Source organism: Pseudomonas coleopterorum (assembly GCF_900105555.1).
Taxonomy (GTDB): domain Bacteria; phylum Pseudomonadota; class Gammaproteobacteria; order Pseudomonadales; family Pseudomonadaceae; genus Aquipseudomonas; species Aquipseudomonas coleopterorum.
In genome coordinates this window covers 2,135,236-2,154,076 of the sequence record NZ_FNTZ01000001.1, presented here as the reverse complement: position 1 = coordinate 2,154,076, position 18,841 = coordinate 2,135,236, and the positions used below count along the sequence as shown (strand labels likewise).

At 62.9% G+C, this 18,841-nt stretch carries 15 protein-coding genes; 8 read left to right on the top strand and 7 right to left on the bottom strand.

The features are described from left to right. Nucleotides 1-3 precede the first annotated feature (3 nt). From BLV18_RS09685 to BLV18_RS09660, 6 genes are all read right to left on the bottom strand, one after another. Entirely contained in the window at nt 4-873 is an 870-nt protein-coding gene (locus tag BLV18_RS09685) for an EthD domain-containing protein (protein ID WP_090358078.1), read from the bottom strand. Between the two features lie 105 nt (nt 874-978). Further along, a complete protein-coding gene (locus tag BLV18_RS09680; protein ID WP_090358076.1) occupies nt 979-3,345 on the bottom strand; it encodes an ATP-binding protein in 2,367 nt (788 codons plus the stop codon). A gap of 132 nt (nt 3,346-3,477) precedes the next feature. Then, complete coding sequence (locus BLV18_RS09675) at nt 3,478-4,491, bottom strand: hypothetical protein (RefSeq protein ID WP_090358075.1); 1,014 nt, start codon at nt 4,489-4,491, stop codon at nt 3,478-3,480. 3 nt (nt 4,492-4,494) lie between these two features. Then, entirely contained in the window at nt 4,495-4,746 is a 252-nt protein-coding gene (locus BLV18_RS09670) for an acyl carrier protein (RefSeq protein ID WP_090358073.1), read from the bottom strand. Further along, a complete protein-coding gene (locus BLV18_RS09665; protein ID WP_090358071.1) occupies nt 4,739-6,661 on the bottom strand; it encodes an HAD-IIIC family phosphatase in 1,923 nt (640 codons plus the stop codon). Before BLV18_RS09665 ends, BLV18_RS09670 begins: the two co-directional genes overlap by 8 nt. 18 nt (nt 6,662-6,679) lie before the next feature. Next, nucleotides 6,680-8,227, bottom strand: a complete 1,548-nt coding sequence (locus tag BLV18_RS09660) for an MBOAT family O-acyltransferase (RefSeq protein WP_090358070.1) — start codon at nt 8,225-8,227, stop codon at nt 6,680-6,682. A gap of 799 nt (nt 8,228-9,026) precedes the next feature. On the opposite strand from BLV18_RS09660, the gene BLV18_RS09655 reads away from it, so the two are divergent. The 8 genes from BLV18_RS09655 (at nt 9,027) to BLV18_RS09620 (ending at nt 18,350) form a co-directional block, all read left to right on the top strand. Then, nucleotides 9,027-10,109, top strand: coding sequence for a glycosyltransferase (locus BLV18_RS09655; protein ID WP_090358068.1), 1,083 nt, complete (start codon nt 9,027-9,029; stop codon nt 10,107-10,109). Nucleotides 10,110-10,285: 176 nt separating this feature from the next. Continuing rightward, complete coding sequence (locus tag BLV18_RS09650; RefSeq protein WP_049859749.1) at nt 10,286-11,479, top strand: NAD(P)-dependent oxidoreductase; 1,194 nt, start codon at nt 10,286-10,288, stop codon at nt 11,477-11,479. 267 nt (nt 11,480-11,746) lie between these two features. Beyond that, nucleotides 11,747-12,979 carry a 3-methyl-2-oxobutanoate dehydrogenase (2-methylpropanoyl-transferring) subunit alpha gene (locus BLV18_RS09645; RefSeq protein ID WP_090358066.1) on the top strand — a complete coding sequence of 411 codons (1,233 nt, stop codon included), beginning with the start codon at nt 11,747-11,749 and terminating at the stop codon, nt 12,977-12,979. A gap of 8 nt (nt 12,980-12,987) precedes the next feature. Next, a complete protein-coding gene (locus BLV18_RS09640) occupies nt 12,988-14,037 on the top strand; it encodes an alpha-ketoacid dehydrogenase subunit beta (RefSeq protein ID WP_090362174.1) in 1,050 nt (349 codons plus the stop codon). Continuing rightward, nucleotides 14,038-15,303 carry a dihydrolipoamide acetyltransferase family protein gene (locus BLV18_RS09635; protein WP_090358064.1) on the top strand — a complete coding sequence of 422 codons (1,266 nt, stop codon included), beginning with the start codon at nt 14,038-14,040 and terminating at the stop codon, nt 15,301-15,303. Nucleotides 15,304-15,376: 73 nt separating this feature from the next. Beyond that, nucleotides 15,377-16,213, top strand: a complete 837-nt coding sequence (locus BLV18_RS09630; protein ID WP_090358062.1) for an aldo/keto reductase — start codon at nt 15,377-15,379, stop codon at nt 16,211-16,213. A 105-nt stretch (nt 16,214-16,318) separates the two neighbouring features. Next, nucleotides 16,319-17,770, top strand: coding sequence for a SulP family inorganic anion transporter (locus BLV18_RS09625; protein ID WP_090358060.1), 1,452 nt, complete (start codon nt 16,319-16,321; stop codon nt 17,768-17,770). 181 nt (nt 17,771-17,951) lie between these two features. Then, a complete protein-coding gene (locus BLV18_RS09620) occupies nt 17,952-18,350 on the top strand; it encodes a hypothetical protein (protein ID WP_090358059.1) in 399 nt (132 codons plus the stop codon). Between the two features lies 1 nt (nt 18,351). On the opposite strand, the gene BLV18_RS09615 is transcribed toward BLV18_RS09620, so the two are convergent. Continuing rightward, nucleotides 18,352-18,732, bottom strand: a complete 381-nt coding sequence (locus BLV18_RS09615) for a helix-turn-helix domain-containing protein (protein WP_244156833.1) — start codon at nt 18,730-18,732, stop codon at nt 18,352-18,354. Between the last annotated feature and the right edge of the window lie 109 nt (nt 18,733-18,841).

The window sequence follows — 18,841 nt, the reverse complement described above, 5'->3', positions numbered from 1 at the left end:
TGGTCAGCTGCGCTCGGGTGAGAACAAGGCGTTGATGTCGGCGGTGATCTGGTTGTTGGCGCCCAGGTAGTCGATCAGCTCGGCAGCGCGACTGCCACGCAGGCCAGCCGTGGTGATCTCGCCGTCATACACATAGGTATACACACCGGACACCGCAAAAGCCTTGAGTTGGGCGATATGCCGTGCCTGTGCTGCCTGCGACTGCTGGAATTCGTCGCTCTGGAAAAACTTCCGACGCGCCAGCGGACTGACGAATGCGATCTCCAGCACGGCCAGTTGCTCACGTACCGGCGTCGCGGTGTGGGCGACATCCGGCGCCGGCGGATGCATGCCATCGTTGTTGAACGGCGCGCACAGGTGCAGACGCACCTTGCGCACCGCGTCGCTGGCTGCCAGCAATGGGCCCAGCTCGTCGCGCAGGTACTGGTGAAGGCTTTCCAGGGTGCCGCGCGGGCTCAGGTGCAGATGAATGCGATCCGCCTGGTCCAGGCCATTCATCACTTCATCGCCGGTGCGGTTGACCAGATTGATCGAACCTTCGGGCAGATCATAGGCCAGGGTTTCCTCGAACATGTTCTGCTCGTCGCTGAACAGCAGCGAGCTGGCGTCCTGAAACTGCTTTTGATCCGCTGCAGACAGAAAGCCGATTTCCACGCCGCCGTCGAGTTCGTAGTCGCTGATTTCCTGGATACCCTCGGCCAGGGGCCACAAGTGGGCATCCTGCTCACGGGAAAGATGGTGCTGAATGTACAAGCCCAGCCCTGGAAGGCGCGCGCACAGAGGGCCGTGCACATCGCGCCAGTAATGAGCGAAGACATCGTGCGGTACCCGTGGTCGACGTTTGACAGTGGTATAGCTGTTGATTTCGATCATGCATCACCCGTGGGATTGGAAAGCGTATCTTGGGAAACAGTGTCTGTTCTGAGCCCTGTGGTTCCATACGGGTTCAACTTGACTGCACGTTCGTTGCCCAGTCGTTCAGCGCAGCGCCGACCGCTCATGGTCGTCCAGCGCCTGGTACACCTCCTCTAGCCAAGATTGCCAGCCTGCGGGCGGCAGCGGGCCTGATCCCAGGCGCTGCTGGAGCCGATGCAGCGCATCGGCCAGGTTCAGGGCGCCAGTCATGCGCGCAGCGCCCTGCATGCGGTGCGCCAAAGCGAAGGCGGCTGGTAGCTGCTGGTTCTCCAGGGCCTGAGTCAGGTCGCGCAGATCGTCCCGACAGGAGGCAAGTAGAAGTTGATCGAGAGCCTGCTGCGTCGCGGCATCGAGGGTCGACGCAGTGAGCGCCGCCTGCTGCGCGTGCAAGGTGAGGAATTGGTTACAGACCTGCGCCAGCGCTGCCAGTTGCAAGGGCTTGAGCAGCACGTCGTTCATACCGTTGGCGTAGCAGCGCTGTAGATGCTCGGGGTCGCTGGCGCCGGAGATGGCGACGATGGGCAGGTGCGCACTGGCTCCGGACAGTTGCCGGATCCGCCGAGCCAAGGTGTAGCCATCGATGTCCGGCAGTTGGCAATCCAGTAATACCAGGCCCAGGTCGTCCTGCTCGGTGATGGCGGCCAGGGCCTGTGCACCGGTCCCGGCCATGGTGCTCGGGTAGCCCAGCGTCTCCAGTTGCTGGGCGATGACGTGTTGGTTGAGTACGTGGTCTTCCACAACCAGCACCGTCTGGCGCAACGCCAGTGGCTCGTCCTGCAAAGCCAGCGCCGCTGCTGGCGACACTACCGGTGCAAGCGCTTCCAGCACCACGGGCAGACGGCAGGTGATTTCGGTACCTCGGCCCACGATGCTGTGCAGCGCGATGCTGCCACCCATGAGCTGCACCAGCTCTTTGCAGATGGCCAGGCCCAGTCCGCTGCCACCGTAGCGCTCGGCCGTACTGTCGTGGGCCTGGGTGAAGGCATCGAACATCTCGTTCTGGCGTTCTAGTGCGATACCGACCCCGCTGTCGCTGACCTCGATGGTGAGCTGTGCGGCCGGGCCGTTGTCGAGCATTCTGCAATCCAGGGCCAGGCCGACTCTACCCTGGTGGGTGAACTTCACTGCGTTGGACAGCAGATTGGACAGGATCTGGCGCAGTCGCAGCCGGTCGATCCTGACTGACCCATGATCCAGCCCTCGTGCGCGGTACTCCAGGGTCAGTCCTTTGCGGTGTGCTTGCAGGCGATACAGTTCGGCGACGCTGCGGCCCAATTCGACGAGATCGGTGGGCTGCGGGTCCAGTCGCACGGCGCCCGCATCCAGGCGGGTGATCTCCAGCACATCGTCGAGCAGCTCGAGCAGGTTCACGGCAGAATCGTTGGCCAGGCCGACCCACTGCTGCTCGCGGGCACCCAGTCGACTGCGCGACAGCAATTCGATGGCTGACAGCACCGCGTTCATCGGCGTGCGGATCTCGTGGCTGATCATGGCCAGAAAGCGCGCCATGCGTCGCGCGCTGCGCTGCGCTCGGCGTTGCGCCAAACGGGCACGGCGAGCCAGGGTCCCGAGCAGCAGCAGTAGCAGGACACCGGCGACGATTTCCGGCCAGTAGTATTGGGCCAGGGTCTGCCAGGTCGGTGCGCCGAAATCGGTCTGCACCAACCAGCGCTCGTAGATGTCGTCGGTAGCCTTGGACGTCAGGCTCTGCAGCGCCTTGTCGACAATGCTCAGCAACAGCGGCTCGCTGGGTGACACGCCCATGGCCAGCACCACAGGCATGTCCGTCACCACCCCGGCCAAGTGCAGGCGACCGGCATATTTGCGGCGCAGCATGGGTTGCAGCACCGCATCCAGGCCGATCGCCACATCGGCGCGCTGCTCGGCCACGGCGGCCAGGGCCTGCTCGGCATCGGCAATCAACAGCAGGTGAACATCGGGATGGTGCTGGCGAAGGTAGTTTTCATAGCCACCCCCGCCCTTGACCGCCACAGTCTGCCCGGCCAGGCGGCTGGCAGTGAACAGCATCGGCGTGCTGGCGCGGGTGATGGCCACCGTTGCGCCAAAGAAATACGGCTGGGTCAACAGCATCTGGCTGCGAGGCTGCGCGCCCAGCAACCGCTCGGACACGACCGAGGCCAGCATCAATCGTCCCGTGGCCAAGGCCTGCTGGGTCGCCTGCCAGTTGGCGCTGGGCACTCGAACCAGGCGCAGGCCAGTGGTGCGCTGAATGTGATCGATGTAATCGCGGGTCAAGCCGCGGTGCTGGCCATTTTCTACATACTCGATGGGCCAATACGGATCGACCGCGTACTCCACCACCGGGTTGTCGCGTATCCAGGCGCGCTCGGGGTCAGTCAACGCCAGCGCCTGGACATCGAGCGCAGCGCTGCAGCCCAGCGCGATCAGGGAAATGACCCAAGCCTTCATGATGCAATTGCCCGTAGGGTGCGTACGGGCAGACTAGCAGCGCCGAAGCGTGACAGGTTTTTAACGTTTCGGCGGGTTGTGCAAGGATTTTTTCAGCGACCTGCATGCCGCTCGAAGCGCCGGCAGCGAAGGCTACTGGCGCTGTACCACAGCCATCTGCGAGGCCGGCGCCAAGCGCGCCGCAATATCCACGGACAGTGCCTGGGCCGCACTCCAGCGCAGGTGGATGGCATCGACGAAGGCCGCCTCGCTGATCCGATGGTCAGTGTCGGCGTTCCAGAACTGCGCGCCGCTGTGCGCCAGGGTCTGGCGCAATCGGCTGTCGAACTCGGCCAGCAACTGACCGCGGCTTTCGTGTTCGGCTTTCCACTGCGGATGCAACGGCGTCGCCACCACGGTCAACTGGCGCCCTTCACGCTTCAAGCGCTGGGCCAGGCTGTCCAGCGCCGCAAAGCAGGCCGGGTCCAGCGGTTCGGGCTGACCGTAGAGCAAATCCCGGGAATTCTGCGTGTCGAGCGGGCCGTCGCCATAGCGGTTGAACACCAGTGGATCGAACTCGACCTGCCCGGTCCGCTGGGCCTTGACCGTGCGGGCGTTGCGCAGCAACGAGCCGGGGCTGAAATAACGCATGTAGGGCAGCCACGCCGAGCCTTGTCCATACACATAGGCATCAGCGTCGCGGCGATCGAAAACCGCAGTCGCAACCGTGCTGCATCCGGCGAAATCCAGCGGATCGACGATCATCAGGACCTGCTCGACCGTGGTTTCGCGGTCCAGCAGCCAGTTGGCGACGTACACCGACTGGTTGGCGTGCAGCCCACAGAACGCGCCATTGAGTGGCCGCACGCCGGGCGCTCGTTCAGCCACGGTCTGCCCGTCGAAGTGACGCCAGGCCACCGAGGAGCCGATCACCAGCACGGTGGGCGCCGGCACCGGGTGCTCACGCATGAACCCCAGTTTTTCGTCTGCGCACAGGCTGTTGGAGAACGCCGGCGGCGGCAGGTTGCCGGTGACGCGCAGACCCAGGATCAGGCTGGCGAACAGCGCCAGACTGCCGAACAGCCCGACCGCTATCCAGATCAAGTAGGCAGGACCCATGGCCGCCCGATCGGCGGGCGACGCTTGTGGCTGTACGGTCGGCTGCATGAGTCAACTCCCGGAACGTTTGCTTTCGATCAACTGGACGAATTGTCCGACGTTGCGCAACGACTCAAGCTCAGCGGTGCGGAACTTGATGCCGAAGCGTTGCTCTGCGGCGACGATCAGCATCACGTGCATCTGGCTGTCCCAACCCTCGACCTGATCGGCCGTGGTGTCGTCGTTCAGCTCCAGGCTTTCGTCGTCGAACAGGTCACGGAACAGCTCGGTCAGTTCCTGCAATACGGTAGTGGTTTCAGTCATGACGGATCTCGATGTGGTGGTTGAAGTGAGGTGGGGTCGCCAGCGGGTAACGCCAGAACGTGGCAGTCGAGGCAGGATCGGGGTTCGGCTGGTGAACGAAACCCAGTTGCGGGTAATGCTCGGCGACCATCGCATTGCGCTCGCTCGGGCGATACTCGCCGATCAAGGCGCTGTAGCCAGCGGTCGTGGCGTATTGGGCAAGCACTTGCAAGGCCGCCTGTTCAGCCTGGCGCCCCAGCACGCGGCAACTCATCAGCCAAGTGTCGATGAACAATTCGTCGCTGGCGCAGGCCGCATCGGCACGCGCCAGCACCACACTGATCAGGCCGTTGTCACCGAACTTGTCGGTCAAGCGCAGGCTCAACGCCAGTGCGCCGGGGCTGTCCGCCAATTGCTGCACCTCTGCCTCGCTGTAGCGCCGGGTGGTCAGATTGAACTGGTTGGTCTTGTTGATCAGTTGCGTGGCCCGCGCCCGCTCGGCAGCGCCTATGGGCCGCACCTGCATGACCATCTGCAGGCCCTTGAGGTAGCCGACCATGTCGGTGGCCTCGGCCATGGCTGCCTGACGCTCGCTGTTGGCCCGGTAGGTCTGCACCCGCGCACCATCGTCGGCGGTGAAGGCGATAGCCTCGAAGTAACCCGCCGCCGCGACCCGCGCCGGGTAGTCGGCGACGTCATCGGGCAGTTCCGGAACAGCCACCTGAGGCAACTCGCGGCGCACGATGTCACGTTCGGCCGGGTTGTCGTCGACGAAGACCAGGCTGTCCAGGCCAATGTTCAACTGCTCGGCAATGCGCCGCAGGTTGCTCGCCTTGTCTTCCCAATTGGCTACGAACACCGCGATATCGCTGCGCTTGAGGGCCATTTCCGGATGACCGAAGGCCGCTTCGGCAACCTGCTGGTCGTTCTTGCTGCACACCGCCAGAATCACGCCGCGACGTGCCAGCTGCACCGCGTAGTGCTGGAAGGCCAGAAAGGCTTCGCCGGTGGCGCTGCCCTGCCCCAGGTACAGACCGTCCACGCCATCGTCGCCGACCACGCCGCCCCACAGGGTGTTGTCCAGGTCCAGCACCAGGCACTTGCGCGACCGACCGACCACGGCGGCGGCAATGCGCGCCAACTGGTCGCCATACAGCGGTGCCCAGACCGGACTGACCAGCTGCTTGGCCTGATGCCAGCGCACCGGGTTGGCCAGGCCGTCACCGTACTGGCCGCAGGCAGCGCTCCAGGCCAGGTCCATGAGCAACACGCCGTCCTCGGCTGCGGCGCGGCGAATCTCGCTGTTCAGGCGCTCGAGCAAAGCCCGCGGCGAGCCCGGCACCTGCGCGTCGAAGTGTCCGAACAGCGCCGGGCCGGCAGGCACCCCAGTCTGCTGGATGACCTGAGCGGCGTAGCGCTCGCGCGCCTTGCGCCAAAGCCCGCGCAATTCGGCGACGCGCGCCTGCACGGCGCTTTCGGCCTCTTGCGCACTGGCATGCAGAGGGCAATCGGGAGGCGAGTCGAGGGCATCCAGGGCCAGCAGGATGATTTGCGGAGCGAATGCCTTCACCGCCGGATCGTCGCCGAGCAACGCCTGGCGATACTGACCATAAGGCGCCAGGTACAGCGACACACCGACCTGACGTTGCAGCGCGGCGACGCGGATGCCCGGCAGCAAGTGGTCAACGGTGTGCGAGGCCAGCACGGCCATTCTCAATGGGGTGAAACCGGACACAGCCGACTGCCCTTCACGAGCAAGCAGATCGATGCCCTCCCTGGCCAGGCGATCCAGGCGCAGGGTCAGGGTGAAATCGCGACGATAGCCGGCCAGCCGGGCGGCTTCGCGCAGGCGTGCCACAGGATCGCTCAATGATTTGGCGCAAGTGATCGCCGCGCCCAGGTCGGGGTGTTGTGCAAGCCAGGCTAACTGTTCCATCGTCGGCACCTTGTTCTGTCAGAACTGAAAGTAGAGAAACTCGCTGGGCGCCACCGAAAACGCAGTGGCCAGCGCGAAAAAGGCCAGTACGCCGATGCTCAGGCCGATCGCCGCGCTGGGCTGCCAGGCGCTGGCAGGCACTCGGCGCTGCAGCCAGTGCAGATCCGGCTTGGCATTGAGCGCCGTGCGGAAATGCCCCATCCACTGCTGGAGGTTGGGCAGCGACCAGACGAACGCCAGCAGGGCCGCGATCATGATCGAGCTGCGCAGGTGCTGGGGTGCCAACGGGGTGGGCAGTTCGCTCATACCCAGCATGCCGCCCAGCACCGCCAAGGCGCCGGTCAGGCTGGGCGCGCGGAAGAACACCATCGCCACCACCACGCAGACGAACGTCAACAGCACCGCCGGTACCCGATGGACCCAGCGATCGCTGTCCACCGCCCAGCCACGACGCGCTTTCCAGGCACGCCAGCCATGGGCCACCACCAGGTAGAAACCGTGCACCAGACCGAAGGCCACGAACTGCCAACCCGCGCCGTGCCACACACCGGAGATGAACATGGTCAGCACGGTCGGATAAGCCACCACCATGCAGAACGTACCCAGGCTCATCTTGCCGCGCTTGGGCATCGGCAAGCCGGCGGCCATGCGCCGACGGGTGATGCGCAGCACGATCGGGTTGTAGATGTAGCTGGTGAGGAAGCGGGTCAGCGTCATGTGCCAGCGCGACCAATAGTCGATCACGTTGCGCGCCTTGAACGGGCTGTTGAAGTTGGCTGGCAGGCTGATGCCGAACAGCAGCCCCAGCCCGATGGCCATGTCGGTATAGCCGGAAAAATCGAAGTAGATCTGCAGGGTGTAGCTCAGCGCCCCGATCCAGGCATCATGCGCAGCAGGCACCGTACCGTCGGCGGCCATGGCAAATACCGGGGCAGCCTTCTCGCCCATGGGGTCGGCCATGATCACTTTCTTGAACAAGCCCACGAAGAAAACAGTTGCGCCGATGGACAGATTGACCAGTCGCGGCCGGAAGTTGTCGCCGTCGCGGAATTGCTCGAGCATTTCCTTGTGATGGGTAATGGGCCCAGCGATGAGGTGCGGAAAAAAGGTGATGAACAGGCAGTAATTGACGAAGTCGTGCTCGACCACCTCGCCGTCATGGGTGTCCACCAGATAGGCAATCTGCTGAAAGGTGAAGAACGAGATCGCCAGCGGCAGCGTGATGTTCTGCAATGTCCAGCCCAAGCCGAACGCTTCGTTGAGGCTGCCGAACAGAAAACCGGTGTACTTGAAGTACAGCAACAGCGACAGGTTGGCGCTTACCCCCAGGATAAGCAGTGCCTTGGAACGGGTGCGCAATAATTGCCCCGCCAGTACGTAGTTGAACACGATGCTCCCCAACAGCAGGGGGACATTGGCCGGATTCCACCAGCCGTAGAACACCAGCGAGGCAAGGGTCAGCCATACCGCCGCCAGGCGCCTGCGCCCGGTCCCCGCCAGCATGACGAACCCCAGCAAGACCATGGGCAGAAAACCGGCAATGAATACCATCGAGTTGAACAACATCGGTATGACCCCGCGGCCTGGCGCGACGATTGATAAGTCTTTTGAAGTTCGGTGCTCGTGCACGGCGCACACAGCCAGGCGTCCCACGCTCTCGGAGTGCCAATGGTCACGCCAAGAAGTGGATCACGTACAAACGCAGTCATGTGCAAGGCGCGAAGAAAGTTCACTGCCTCTGACGAACGGAAATAAGGATCCCTCAAACTTTGGCGCCGTGCAAGTCTTCGTGAAAGTGCCTGATTATTTACTTACGGCACTGCCGAAAAACTAGTTAAATACCGGCAATTAGTTTTTTGACGCGGCCGTTTTGGCGCGCGGATTATTGACAGATCGCCACGACAAAACATTGACTACCTTACAAATCAACAACTTAGGAGAATTCAGGATCAGATGTAAAATTTTTGTCAAAAATCGTGACACCGCGCATTGACTTACATGGCAACGCCACCTTAAATTCACTTCAACGCCCGTAAAACCTCGCTCCAGAGACGTTTCGAAGGCAAGAAGAGCGTTTAGCCGTTCTGGCGAAAACGCCGTTTAGGCACATGAATGAGTTGACCCACTGCTTAGGCAAGGACCGGCGGTAGCTTTAACTTTCGATAACGAGAAGTTAAGTCCGGTATCGCGTGGGGTGCGGTGTATCCAAAAAGTGTCAAACGTGTCGTTGAGTGCAAGTACAGAACATGCAGTGTTATTGCCTCGCTTGGAATTCGTTTCAATGCGTTCCGCTGCAACACGCGGAAAATAGCGTTAACCCCTAGGCGGTGCAAACCCCCTCCTCTTTTCAAGCGAAGGCATCCACATGGTCGATACACATCAACAACACTCGACGATCCTCATCGATGGCTACTCTTACCTCGAAGTGTTTTCCGGAGAGCAGCCCTGCCCAAGAGAGGGCACGACCATCGTCACGGTGACCTATGGCGATCGCCTGGGTTACCTCGAACAATTGGTTGCCGACGCCTTGAGCTTCGCTCAAATCGACGAAGTGCTGATCGTCAGCAATGCCGCGACCGCCCGTGTGGACGAGCTGGCCGAGCGCTGGCCGGGCCGGGTGCGGGTGATCCAGCTGGCGGAAAACAGCGGCTCGGCCAATGGCTACGCGGTGGGTATAGAAGCTGCACTGGCCAATGGCGCCGAGTACATCTGGATGATGGACGACGACAATACCCCTACACCGGCCGCTGTCGAGTTGCTGCACGCCGAGCTCAAGCGCCTGGAAGGCGTACACGGCAGCGCCCAGGTCGCGGTGCTGGGTTTTCGCCCCGGCCAGCAGGAAGACATCGCCCAAGGCGTGCCACAGCGTTTCGCCACCCAGCGGCCGTCGAGCTACTTCGGTTTCCACGTTGCGCAGATTCCCTACAAGCTGTGGCGTCGTCGCCCCTGGGGCAAGCGCGGCAGCAAACCGGCGGCCATGCTCAGCCTGCCTTTCGCGCCCTACGGCGGCATGCTCGGCCACCGCAGCCTGTACGAAAGCATCGGCGTGCCACGTCGCGAGCTGGTCCTGTATGTCGACGACACCGAGTACACCCGGCGCATCACCGCCAACGGCGGACACCTGTACCTGCTTACCGATGCCGTCATCGACGAGTTGGAGGACTCCTGGAACAACAAGGCCAACACTCGCAACATCTATGAGTCGTTCCTGCTCGGCAATTCGGATTTCCGCGCCTACTACTCGGCGCGCAACCAGGCCTGGTTCGATAAACACGTGTGGCTGGCATCGCCTTGGATGTACCGCCTGAACCGCAAGATCTTCAATTCGCTACTGACTTATTTCGCCCGTCGTCGCAATGCTCAGGATCGCCTGGCACTGCTGCAGCGGGCCATTCATGACGGCGAGAACTCGAAGCTGGGCATGAGTTCGACGTTCCCGCTGCGCTGATGCTGCCTGTACCTGATTTTGCTGTGCCCTGATGGACCTGCACACCCCAGGCGCCGTCCCCGACCAGGGATCGCGGACGGCCTGTTGTGCCTAGCCGTTTCCTGCTGTTCAACTATTCGAGAGTACGCCCCATGGACAAAACGACTGTTACCAGAATTGGTGTGAGCGGAACCGGCATGATTGCACGCGCCCTGGTCCTGCTTCTGGCCAAGCATTACAAGGACGTGCAGGTGACGCGGGTCCTGACCCGTCGCCCGGTACGGGAGTTGGCGAATTTTCCGTTGGACGGCGTCCTCACCAATTCGCTCGACGATTTGATCGACCACAGCGACCTGGTGATCGAGTGCAGCGGCGATGTGTGCCACGGGACGGTGGTGATCGAGCGCGCGTTCAGTGCCGGCCTGAGGGTCATCACGGTGAACGCCGAGTTGCAGGTGACGACGGGTTCCTACCTTGCCGGCCAGGGTTTCATCACCGAAGCCGAGGGCGATCAGCCCGGCTCTTTGGCCGCGCTGCGTGAAGAAGCCATCATGATGGGCTTCGAACCGCTGGTGTACGGCAACATGAAGGGTTACCTGAACCACAACCCGACCCACGCGGACATGGCCTACTGGTCCTCGCGCCAGGGCATCAGCATCGAGCAGACCACTTCCTTCACCGACGGCACCAAAGTACAGATCGAGCAGGCGCTGGTCGCCAACGGTTTCGGCGCGACCATCACCCGCCAGGGCATGGAAGGCCTGCCATCGACCAACCTCGATGAAAGTGCCGCCGTGCTCGGCGCCCTGGCCGATGGCCTGGGTCAGTCGATCGTCGACTACGTCATTCCCAGCGGCTACGCTGCCGGCGGTGTGTTCCTGGTCGGTCGTCACGACCGTATCCAGAGCCAGGCCCTGCAGTATCTGAAACTGGGCGCCGGTCCCTACTACGCCCTGCTGCGCCCGTTCCACCTGTGCTCGCTGGAAGTGGGCAAGACTCTGCGTCGGGTACTCAACGGCGGCGGCATCCTGCTGAACAACTCGACCAACCCCACCGTGGGCGTCGCGGCCATCGCCAAGCATGCCATGCCGGCAGGTGAGCTGATCAGCCGTGGCATCGGCGGTTTCCAACTGCGCGGTGAAAGCGTGATCATCGACCGTCACGAAGACCATGTTCCGATCGGCCTGATGAGCCATGCCATCATGAAGCGCGCCGTGGAGCCGGGTCAGATGATCACCTTCGACGACGTCGAGTTGCAGCCTAGCCGTGCGCTGGACATCGTCATGCAGCAGCGTAAGGGGCCGCGCATTCTGGTCGACGACCTGTCCCTGGTGACCGGTCGCTCCGCCGCGCAGCCGCTGTTCGCAGGCGCGGAAGCCGTTCTGGGCTGACACCCTGCCCGCTTCACCACAAAAACCCGCTTCGGCGGGTTTTTGCGTTTCCGGGCTGCGCAAAGCGCTTGCCTGGAACGCGCATGAACTCTGTTGAATGTCATGCAACGACGCATGATTCATGCAAGACACGCGCTGCCAAGCCTTGTTTTGGACATGATTTCGCCGTCGCCGCGCCGTAGCATAAGTTCCGAGCGGCCTGCCAAGGCCGACTAGACTCAACCCTAGCGCTGCACCCACAACAACAAGATCAAGGGTAGTGACGACGTGAACGACTATCTTCCCCTCAGGCTGCATGTGCCTGAACCCAGCGGCCGCCCCGGCTGCAAGACCGATTTCTCCTACCTGCAACTCAGCGCTGCGGGCACCGTGCGCAAACCCTCCGTCGACATAGAGCCGCAGGCCACGGCCGACCTGGCCGCGAGCCTGGTGCGGGTCCTCGACGAACACGGCCAGGCTCAGGGTCCGTGGGCCGAAGACATTCCCGAGCAGGTGCTGCATGACGGCCTGCGGGCGATGCTGACCACCCGTATCTACGACACTCGGATGGTCACCGCCCAGCGCCAGAAGAAAATGTCCTTCTATATACAGAGCCTGGGCGAGGAAGCCATCGGCAGCGCCCATGCGCTGGCGCTGCGCAACGACGACATGTGTTTTCCCACCTATCGCCAGCAGAGCATCCTGATGGCGCGCAAGCTGCCGCTGGTCGACATGATCTGTCAGCTGTTCTCCAACGAGAAAGACCCGCTCAAGGGCCGCCAGCTGCCGGTCATGTATTCCTACAAGGACGAAGGTTTCTTCAGCATCTCCGGCAACCTGGCGACCCAGTTCGTGCAGGCCGTAGGCTGGGCCATGGCCTCGGCCATCCAGGGCGACACGCGCATCGCCTCGGCGTGGATCGGGGACGGCTCCACCGCCGAGGCCGACTTCCATACCGCCTTGACCTTCGCCCACGTGTACCGCGCGCCGGTGATTCTCAACGTGGTCAACAATCAGTGGGCGATCTCCTCGTTCCAAGGCATCGCCGGCGGTGAAGCGACCACCTTCGCCGGCCGCGGCGTGGGCTGCGGGATTGCCTCGCTGCGGGTGGACGGCAACGATTTCCTCGCCGTGTTCGCCGCCTCGCGCTGGGCCGCCGAACGCGCCCGACGCAATCATGGCCCGACCCTGATCGAATGGGTCACCTACCGTGCTGGCCCGCACTCGACCTCCGACGATCCTTCCAAATACCGCCCTGCCGACGATGGCCAGCACTTTCCGCTGGGCGATCCGATCGCGCGGCTCAAGCAGCATCTGATCGTCAGAGGTGTGTGGAGCGAGGATCAGCACATCGCGCTGCATGGAGAGATAGAAGCCCAGGTGAGCGCCGCGCTGAAGGCGGCCGAGCAGTTCGGCACCCTGGTCAGCGGTCGGGTGGCCAGCGCCGCGACGATTTTCGAAGACGTCTACAAGGACATGCCCGAGCACCTGCGTCGGCAACGTCAGCAGATGGGAGTCTGACCATGAACATGCCTACAGAAACACGCATCGAGCAGCACAACAGTACGGCCATCATGAGCATGGTGCAGGCTATCCGATCGGCCATGGACGTCATGCTCGAACGAGACCCCAAGGTCGTCGCCTTCGGTCAGGACATCGGCTACTTCGGCGGGGTCTTCCGCTGCACCGAAGGGCTGCAGGCCAAATACGGGCGCTCCCGGGTGTTCGATACGCCGATTTCGGAAAGCGGCATCGTCGGCATCGCCGTGGGCATGGGCGCCTACGGCTTGCGCCCGGTGGCGGAGATCCAGTTCGCCGACTACGTCTACCCGGCCTATGACCAACTAGCGTCGGAAGCCGCACGCTTGCGCTTTCGCTCGGCCGGACAGTTCAGTGCGCCGATGACCGTGCGCATGCCCTGCGGCGGCGGTATCTACGGCGGACAGACCCACAGCCAGAGCCCGGAGGCGATCTTCACTCAGGTCTGCGGCCTGCGCACCGTGATGCCGTCCAACCCCTACGACGCCAAGGGCCTGCTGATCGCGGCCATCGAGAACGACGACCCGGTGATTTTCCTGGAGCCCAAGCGCCTGTACAACGGCCCCTTCGACGGTCATCACGACCGGCCGGTGACGCCGTGGTCCAAGCACGCTGCCAGCGCCGTGCCCGAGGGCTACTACACCGTGCCGCTGGACAGCGCCGCCATCGTCCGGCCGGGCAGCGATGTCACGGTGCTGACCTATGGCACCACGGTCTACGTGGCAGTCACTGCCGCCGAGGAAACCGGCATCGACGCCGAGGTGATCGACCTGCGCAGCCTGTGGCCGCTGGACCTGGACACCATCGTCGCTTCGGTGAAGAAAACCGGGCGCTGCGTGGTGGTCCACGAAGCGACCCGCACCTGCGGCTTCGGTGCCGAACTGGTGGCCCTGGTGCAGGAGCACTGCTTCCATCACCTGGAGGCGCCCATCGAGCGCGTCACCGGTTGGGATACACCCTATCCGCATGCCCAGGAATGGGCCTATTTCCCTGGCCCGACGCGTGTCGGCGCTGCCTTGCAACGTGTGATGGAGGTCTGAATGGGCACGCATGTGATTCGTATGCCGGACATCGGCGAAGGCATCGCGCAGGTCGAGCTGGTGGAGTGGTTCGTCAAGGTCGGCGATGCCGTCAGTGAAGACCAGGTCTTGGCCGACGTCATGACCGACAAGGCGACGGTAGAGATTCCCAGCTCGGTAGCGGGCACCGTGGTCGCTCTGGGTGGCGTGCCGGGCGAGGTGATGGCAGTCGGGGCGGAGCTGATCCGCATCGAGGTGCAAGGCAGCGGCAATCATCACCAGGCCGATATGTCCGTGGTGGCGGCCGAACCCGATGAAGCCGACGCGATAGCAGACGTCCATCCGACACCGTCAGCCGCAGCGCCGGCCCGAGCCGAAGTGAAGGCCACCGCCGCGCCGGGCAAACCCGCCTGCGAGGCCAGTGCCCGACCGCTCGCCTCACCCGCCGTGCGTCAGCGGGCACGCGACGAAGGCATCGACCTCGCCCTGCTGCGCGGCACCGGTCCGGCCGGGCGCATCCGTCACGCCGACCTGGACGCCTTCCTCAGCGGCAGCCGCACGCCACAGGCCGCAGCGACAGGCGCACCTCGCACCGACGAGGAGCGCGTCGCCGTCATCGGCCTGCGCCGCAAGATCGCTCAGCGCATGCAGGAAGCCACCCGGCAGGTGGCACACTTCAGTTATGTCGAAGAAATCGACGTCACCGCCCTGCTGTCTTTGCGCGCCGACCTCAATGCCCAGTTCGGCGACACCCGCGGCAAGCTGACGCTGCTGCCCCTGTTGATTCGTGCCCTGGTGGTGGCGTTGCGTGATTTCCCTCAGATCAACGCTCACTACGACGATCAGCAGCAGGTCATCACGCGCTACGGTGCGGTGCACATGGGCATCGCCACCCAGAGCGACAATGGCTTGATGGTGCCGGTGTTGCGGCACGCCGAGGCTGCCGACCTGTGGTTCACCGCAGGCGAGATCAACCGTTTGGCGCACGCCGCGCGCAGCGGCAAGGCGGCGCGCAACGAGCTGTCCGGCTCGACCATCACCCTGACCAGCCTGGGCGCACTGGGCGGCATCGCCTCGACACCGGTTATCAACCGCCCCGAGGTGGCCATCGTCGGCGTGAACCGGGTGGTCGAGCGGCCCATGGTGGTCAATGGGCAGATCGCGATCCGGCAGATGATGAACCTCTCCAGCTCCTTCGACCACCGCGTGGTCGACGGCATGGATGCGGCGCGGTTTATCCAGGCGGTGAAGCGTTTGCTGGAGCAGCCGGCCATGCTCTTCGTCTGATCCGTTGACATGAACTATGCCCGGTAGCGGCGGGTCGACATCCCATCGACTCACCGCTACCAGGAGCTACCCCATGCCACATGCGCCATTGATCACCCTCAACGACGGTATCCAGATCCCACAACTGGGTCTGGGCGTCTGGCAGCTCGACGACGACCAGGCCTATGCCTCCAGTGTCGCCGCCCTGAAAGCGGGCTACCGCCACATCGACACCGCCATGATCTACGGCAACGAAGCCGGCGTGGGCCGCGCCGTGGCTGAAAGCGAACTGGCGCGCGACGAGATCTTCATCACCACCAAGCTGTGGAACACCGACCAGGGCTACGACAGCACCCTGCGCGCATTCGATGCGAGCATGGCCAAACTGGGCCTGGAGCAGCTCGACCTCTACCTGATCCACTGGGCGCTGCCCAAGAAGAACGCCTATCGCGAGACCTGGAAGGCCTTTGTGCGTCTGCAGGAAGAAGGCCGCGTACGCTCCATCGGCGTGTCCAACTTCCATCCCGACCACCTGCAGCACATCATCGACGACACCGGTGTCACACCGTCGGTGAACCAGATCGAGCTGCACCCGGATTTCTCTCAGGTCGACCTGGTCAAGTTCTGCAAGGGCCTGAACATCGTCACCGAATCGTGGAGTCCTCTGGGCCAGGGCGGCGCCCTGCTCTCGCAGCCGGTGCTGTCGCAGATCGCCGAGAAGCACGGCAAGACCCCGGCTCAGGTGATCCTGCGCTGGCACACGCAGAGCCAGTACATCGTGATCCCACGCTCGAGCAACCCGGAACGCATCGCGCAGAATCTGGACGTATTCGATTTCACTTTGGACGATCAGGACCTGCAAGCCATCGCTCATATTCCGCAAACCGGTCGTCTGGGCCCCAACCCCGACACCTTCGACATGGGTGCATGACAGACACACTTCGCAACAGCTGTTAAACTGATTGCCTTCCAAAAAATCGATAGACACACCCCACGGCTTCCTGCCGCGGGGTGTTTTTGTGCTGAAAGGTATTGCATGTCCTTAACCGATATACGTCGCAACGTTCTTGCAGGTCTCACCTCCTCTTTCGCGCTGGTGCCCGAATGTATCGCCTTTGCCCTGGTGGCCCAGGTCAATCCGTTGATGGGCCTTTATGGCGCATTCATCATCTGTACCCTCACCGCCTTGCTCGGCGGGCGACCCGCGATGATTTCCGGTGCTGCCGGGTCGATGGCCGTGGTCATCGTCGCGCTGGTGGTGCAGCACGGCGTGCAATACCTGCTGGCCACAGTGGTGCTCAGCGGCCTGATCATGGCGCTCTTCGGCCTGCTGCGGCTTGGCAAGCTGGTGCGCATGGTGCCGCACCCGGTCATGCTGGGGTTCGTCAACGGCCTGGCGATCGTCATCGCCCTGTCGCAGCTCGAACACTTCAAGACCCACGACGGTCAATGGCTGCCGCTCAATGAACTCAGCGTGATGGCCGGCCTGGTGCTGCTGACCATGGCCGTGGTGTACCTGCTGCCGCGCCTGACCAAAGCGGTGCCTGGCGCCCTCGTGGCGATCATCGGCGTCAGCCTACTGGTGCAGTGGCTGCACCTGCCTACGCGAACCCTGGCCGACATGGCGACCATCGCCGGCGGCCTGCCCAGCTTCACGTGGCCGAGCGTGCCGTTGGACCTGGCAACGCTGAAGATCATCGCACCCTATGCCGCCCTGATGGCCATGGTCGGGCTGCTGGAAACCCTGCTGACCTTCAACCTCACCGATGAGATCACCGAGACCCGCGGTCAGCCCAATCGGGAGTGCGTGGCCCTGGGCGTTGCCAACATCACCTCCGGCCTGTTCGGCGGCATGGGCGGTTGCGCGATGATCGGGCAAACCGTGATCAACCTCAGCTCCGGCGGGCGCGGGCGCCTGTCCGGCGTGGTCAGTGGCGTGATGATTCTGCTGTTCATCCTGTTCCTGTCGCCGCTGATCGAGCGCATTCCGCTGGCCGCGCTGGCCGGGGTGATGTTCGTGGTTGCCCAGCAGACCTTCGCCTGGGGTTCGGTGAGAGTGCTGGGCAAAGTGCCCGCCAACGATGCCGTGGTCATCGTGGCGGTGACCATCATCACCGTCTTCACTGACCTGGCCACCGCCGTGCTGTGCGGCATCCTCATCGCCGCGCTGGCTTTCGCCTGGCAGCATTCGCGCGACATGCGCAGCGATGTCCATGACAGCGACGACGCCCGCGTCTACACGCCCCATGGCACTCTGTTCTTCGCCTCGACCACGCATTTCCAGGCGCTGTTCGATCCGCAGAACGACCCGGACCAGGTCTATATCGACTGTCGTCACCTGCACATGGTCGATCATTCGGCTATCGCCGCCCTGGAAAACCTGGCAGCGCGCTACGGCAAGTTCGGCAAGCAGCTGCAACTTCGCCAGCTGTCTGCGCGCAACCAGCGCCTGCTGGAACGGGCTCACGCGGCCATCACTATCGCCTGAGCCCGCTGCATCTGCGTCAGGCACAACGCTCCTGTCCAGCACCGCACCTCTGCGCGGCTTTCCTACAAGGCCGCGCGCTTGAGCCTTGAGAAGCATCGAGTGAGGATGGTTTCGAGGCCGCCGGTCGCGGCTTGAGACCTGAGGAGCAGTGCCATGTGCTTGAAGAATAAGGAGCGTTCCATTGCCATGGGTCATCGGCCCGGGGAATCGAAACGCAAACGGTCGGATCATGAATCATGAGGGGCTGGCCGCCCGCGCCGCGGCACTATCAGACCTGGCTTTGGACCTGTCCGTTTTCTGGATCTCGTTCGATCACCTGGCAGGCGCGGTACTGGGTGCGTGTCTGGTGGTCAGCCAACAGTCGGCAAGGAATGGAAAACGCAGGCTGTGCAATCTGTTGCTGGCGATTGGCGTCGGCCTGCTTTTCGCGCCAATGGCGGAAAACCACATACCCCAGCTCACGTGTGGCATTGCCGCGTTTGGCTGCGCGCTGCTGGTGATCCCACTGAGCCTGAAGGTGCGAAACTGGATTCGGCAACTGGACATCGAACAGATTCTGCGTCGTTTCAGAGGTCCGTGATTCAGCTGTGATTACGCAGTCTTGCCACTTCGCGCTGAAGTTGGCGCAGCAATTTCCGATCCAGTGCAACCTTGTGAACGTGCTGTTGGTCCTGGGCGTCGAGTCCCTGCAATGTTGTCAGAATCGCAATCAGCGCATCGTCTTCCAACACGGTTTGCGGTTCGCAGAGCATGGCGCCACGGCCCAATAACAGCCAGTCCAGAGAAATGCCATCGGTGCGCGCAAGATCCATGCACAAGGCATAGGGAATGCTGGCGCGTGCGCGCCAACTTCCCAGGGTTTGCGGGCTGATGCTCAATGCCTTGGCCAGTGCTGCATCGTTGGGGGCTGCCATTAAGTGCTTGAGCCGGTCCAGCACTTGGGTTGCTTCAGAGGTACACACGTTGATAAGTTCCGCTTGACCCACTCAATTTGAGTATATTAATTTATTCGAATTGCATATAAATATTAACCCTAGTTCTCAAATCAAGGATATTCAAGATGCAGTCCTA

What these genes read in the sequence shown, in the direction of transcription:
- BLV18_RS09635 (WP_090358064.1), top strand. Translation starts at nt 14,038, where the DNA reads ATGGGCACGCATGTGATTCGTATGCCGGACATCGGCGAAGGCATCGCG.
- BLV18_RS09660 (WP_090358070.1), bottom strand. Translation starts at nt 8,227, where the DNA reads ATGTTGTTCAACTCGATGGTATTCATTGCCGGTTTTCTGCCCATGGTC.
- BLV18_RS09640 (WP_090362174.1), top strand. Translation starts at nt 12,988, where the DNA reads ATGCCTACAGAAACACGCATCGAGCAGCACAACAGTACGGCCATCATG.
- BLV18_RS09655 (WP_090358068.1), top strand. Translation starts at nt 9,027, where the DNA reads ATGGTCGATACACATCAACAACACTCGACGATCCTCATCGATGGCTAC.
- BLV18_RS09625 (WP_090358060.1), top strand. Translation starts at nt 16,319, where the DNA reads ATGTCCTTAACCGATATACGTCGCAACGTTCTTGCAGGTCTCACCTCC.
- BLV18_RS09685 (WP_090358078.1), bottom strand. Translation starts at nt 873, where the DNA reads ATGATCGAAATCAACAGCTATACCACTGTCAAACGTCGACCACGGGTA.
- BLV18_RS09630 (WP_090358062.1), top strand. Translation starts at nt 15,377, where the DNA reads ATGCCACATGCGCCATTGATCACCCTCAACGACGGTATCCAGATCCCA.
- BLV18_RS09675 (WP_090358075.1), bottom strand. Translation starts at nt 4,491, where the DNA reads ATGCAGCCGACCGTACAGCCACAAGCGTCGCCCGCCGATCGGGCGGCC.
- BLV18_RS09680 (WP_090358076.1), bottom strand. Translation starts at nt 3,345, where the DNA reads ATGAAGGCTTGGGTCATTTCCCTGATCGCGCTGGGCTGCAGCGCTGCG.
- BLV18_RS09665 (WP_090358071.1), bottom strand. Translation starts at nt 6,661, where the DNA reads ATGGAACAGTTAGCCTGGCTTGCACAACACCCCGACCTGGGCGCGGCG.
- BLV18_RS09650 (WP_049859749.1), top strand. Translation starts at nt 10,286, where the DNA reads ATGATTGCACGCGCCCTGGTCCTGCTTCTGGCCAAGCATTACAAGGAC.
- BLV18_RS09670 (WP_090358073.1), bottom strand. Translation starts at nt 4,746, where the DNA reads ATGACTGAAACCACTACCGTATTGCAGGAACTGACCGAGCTGTTCCGT.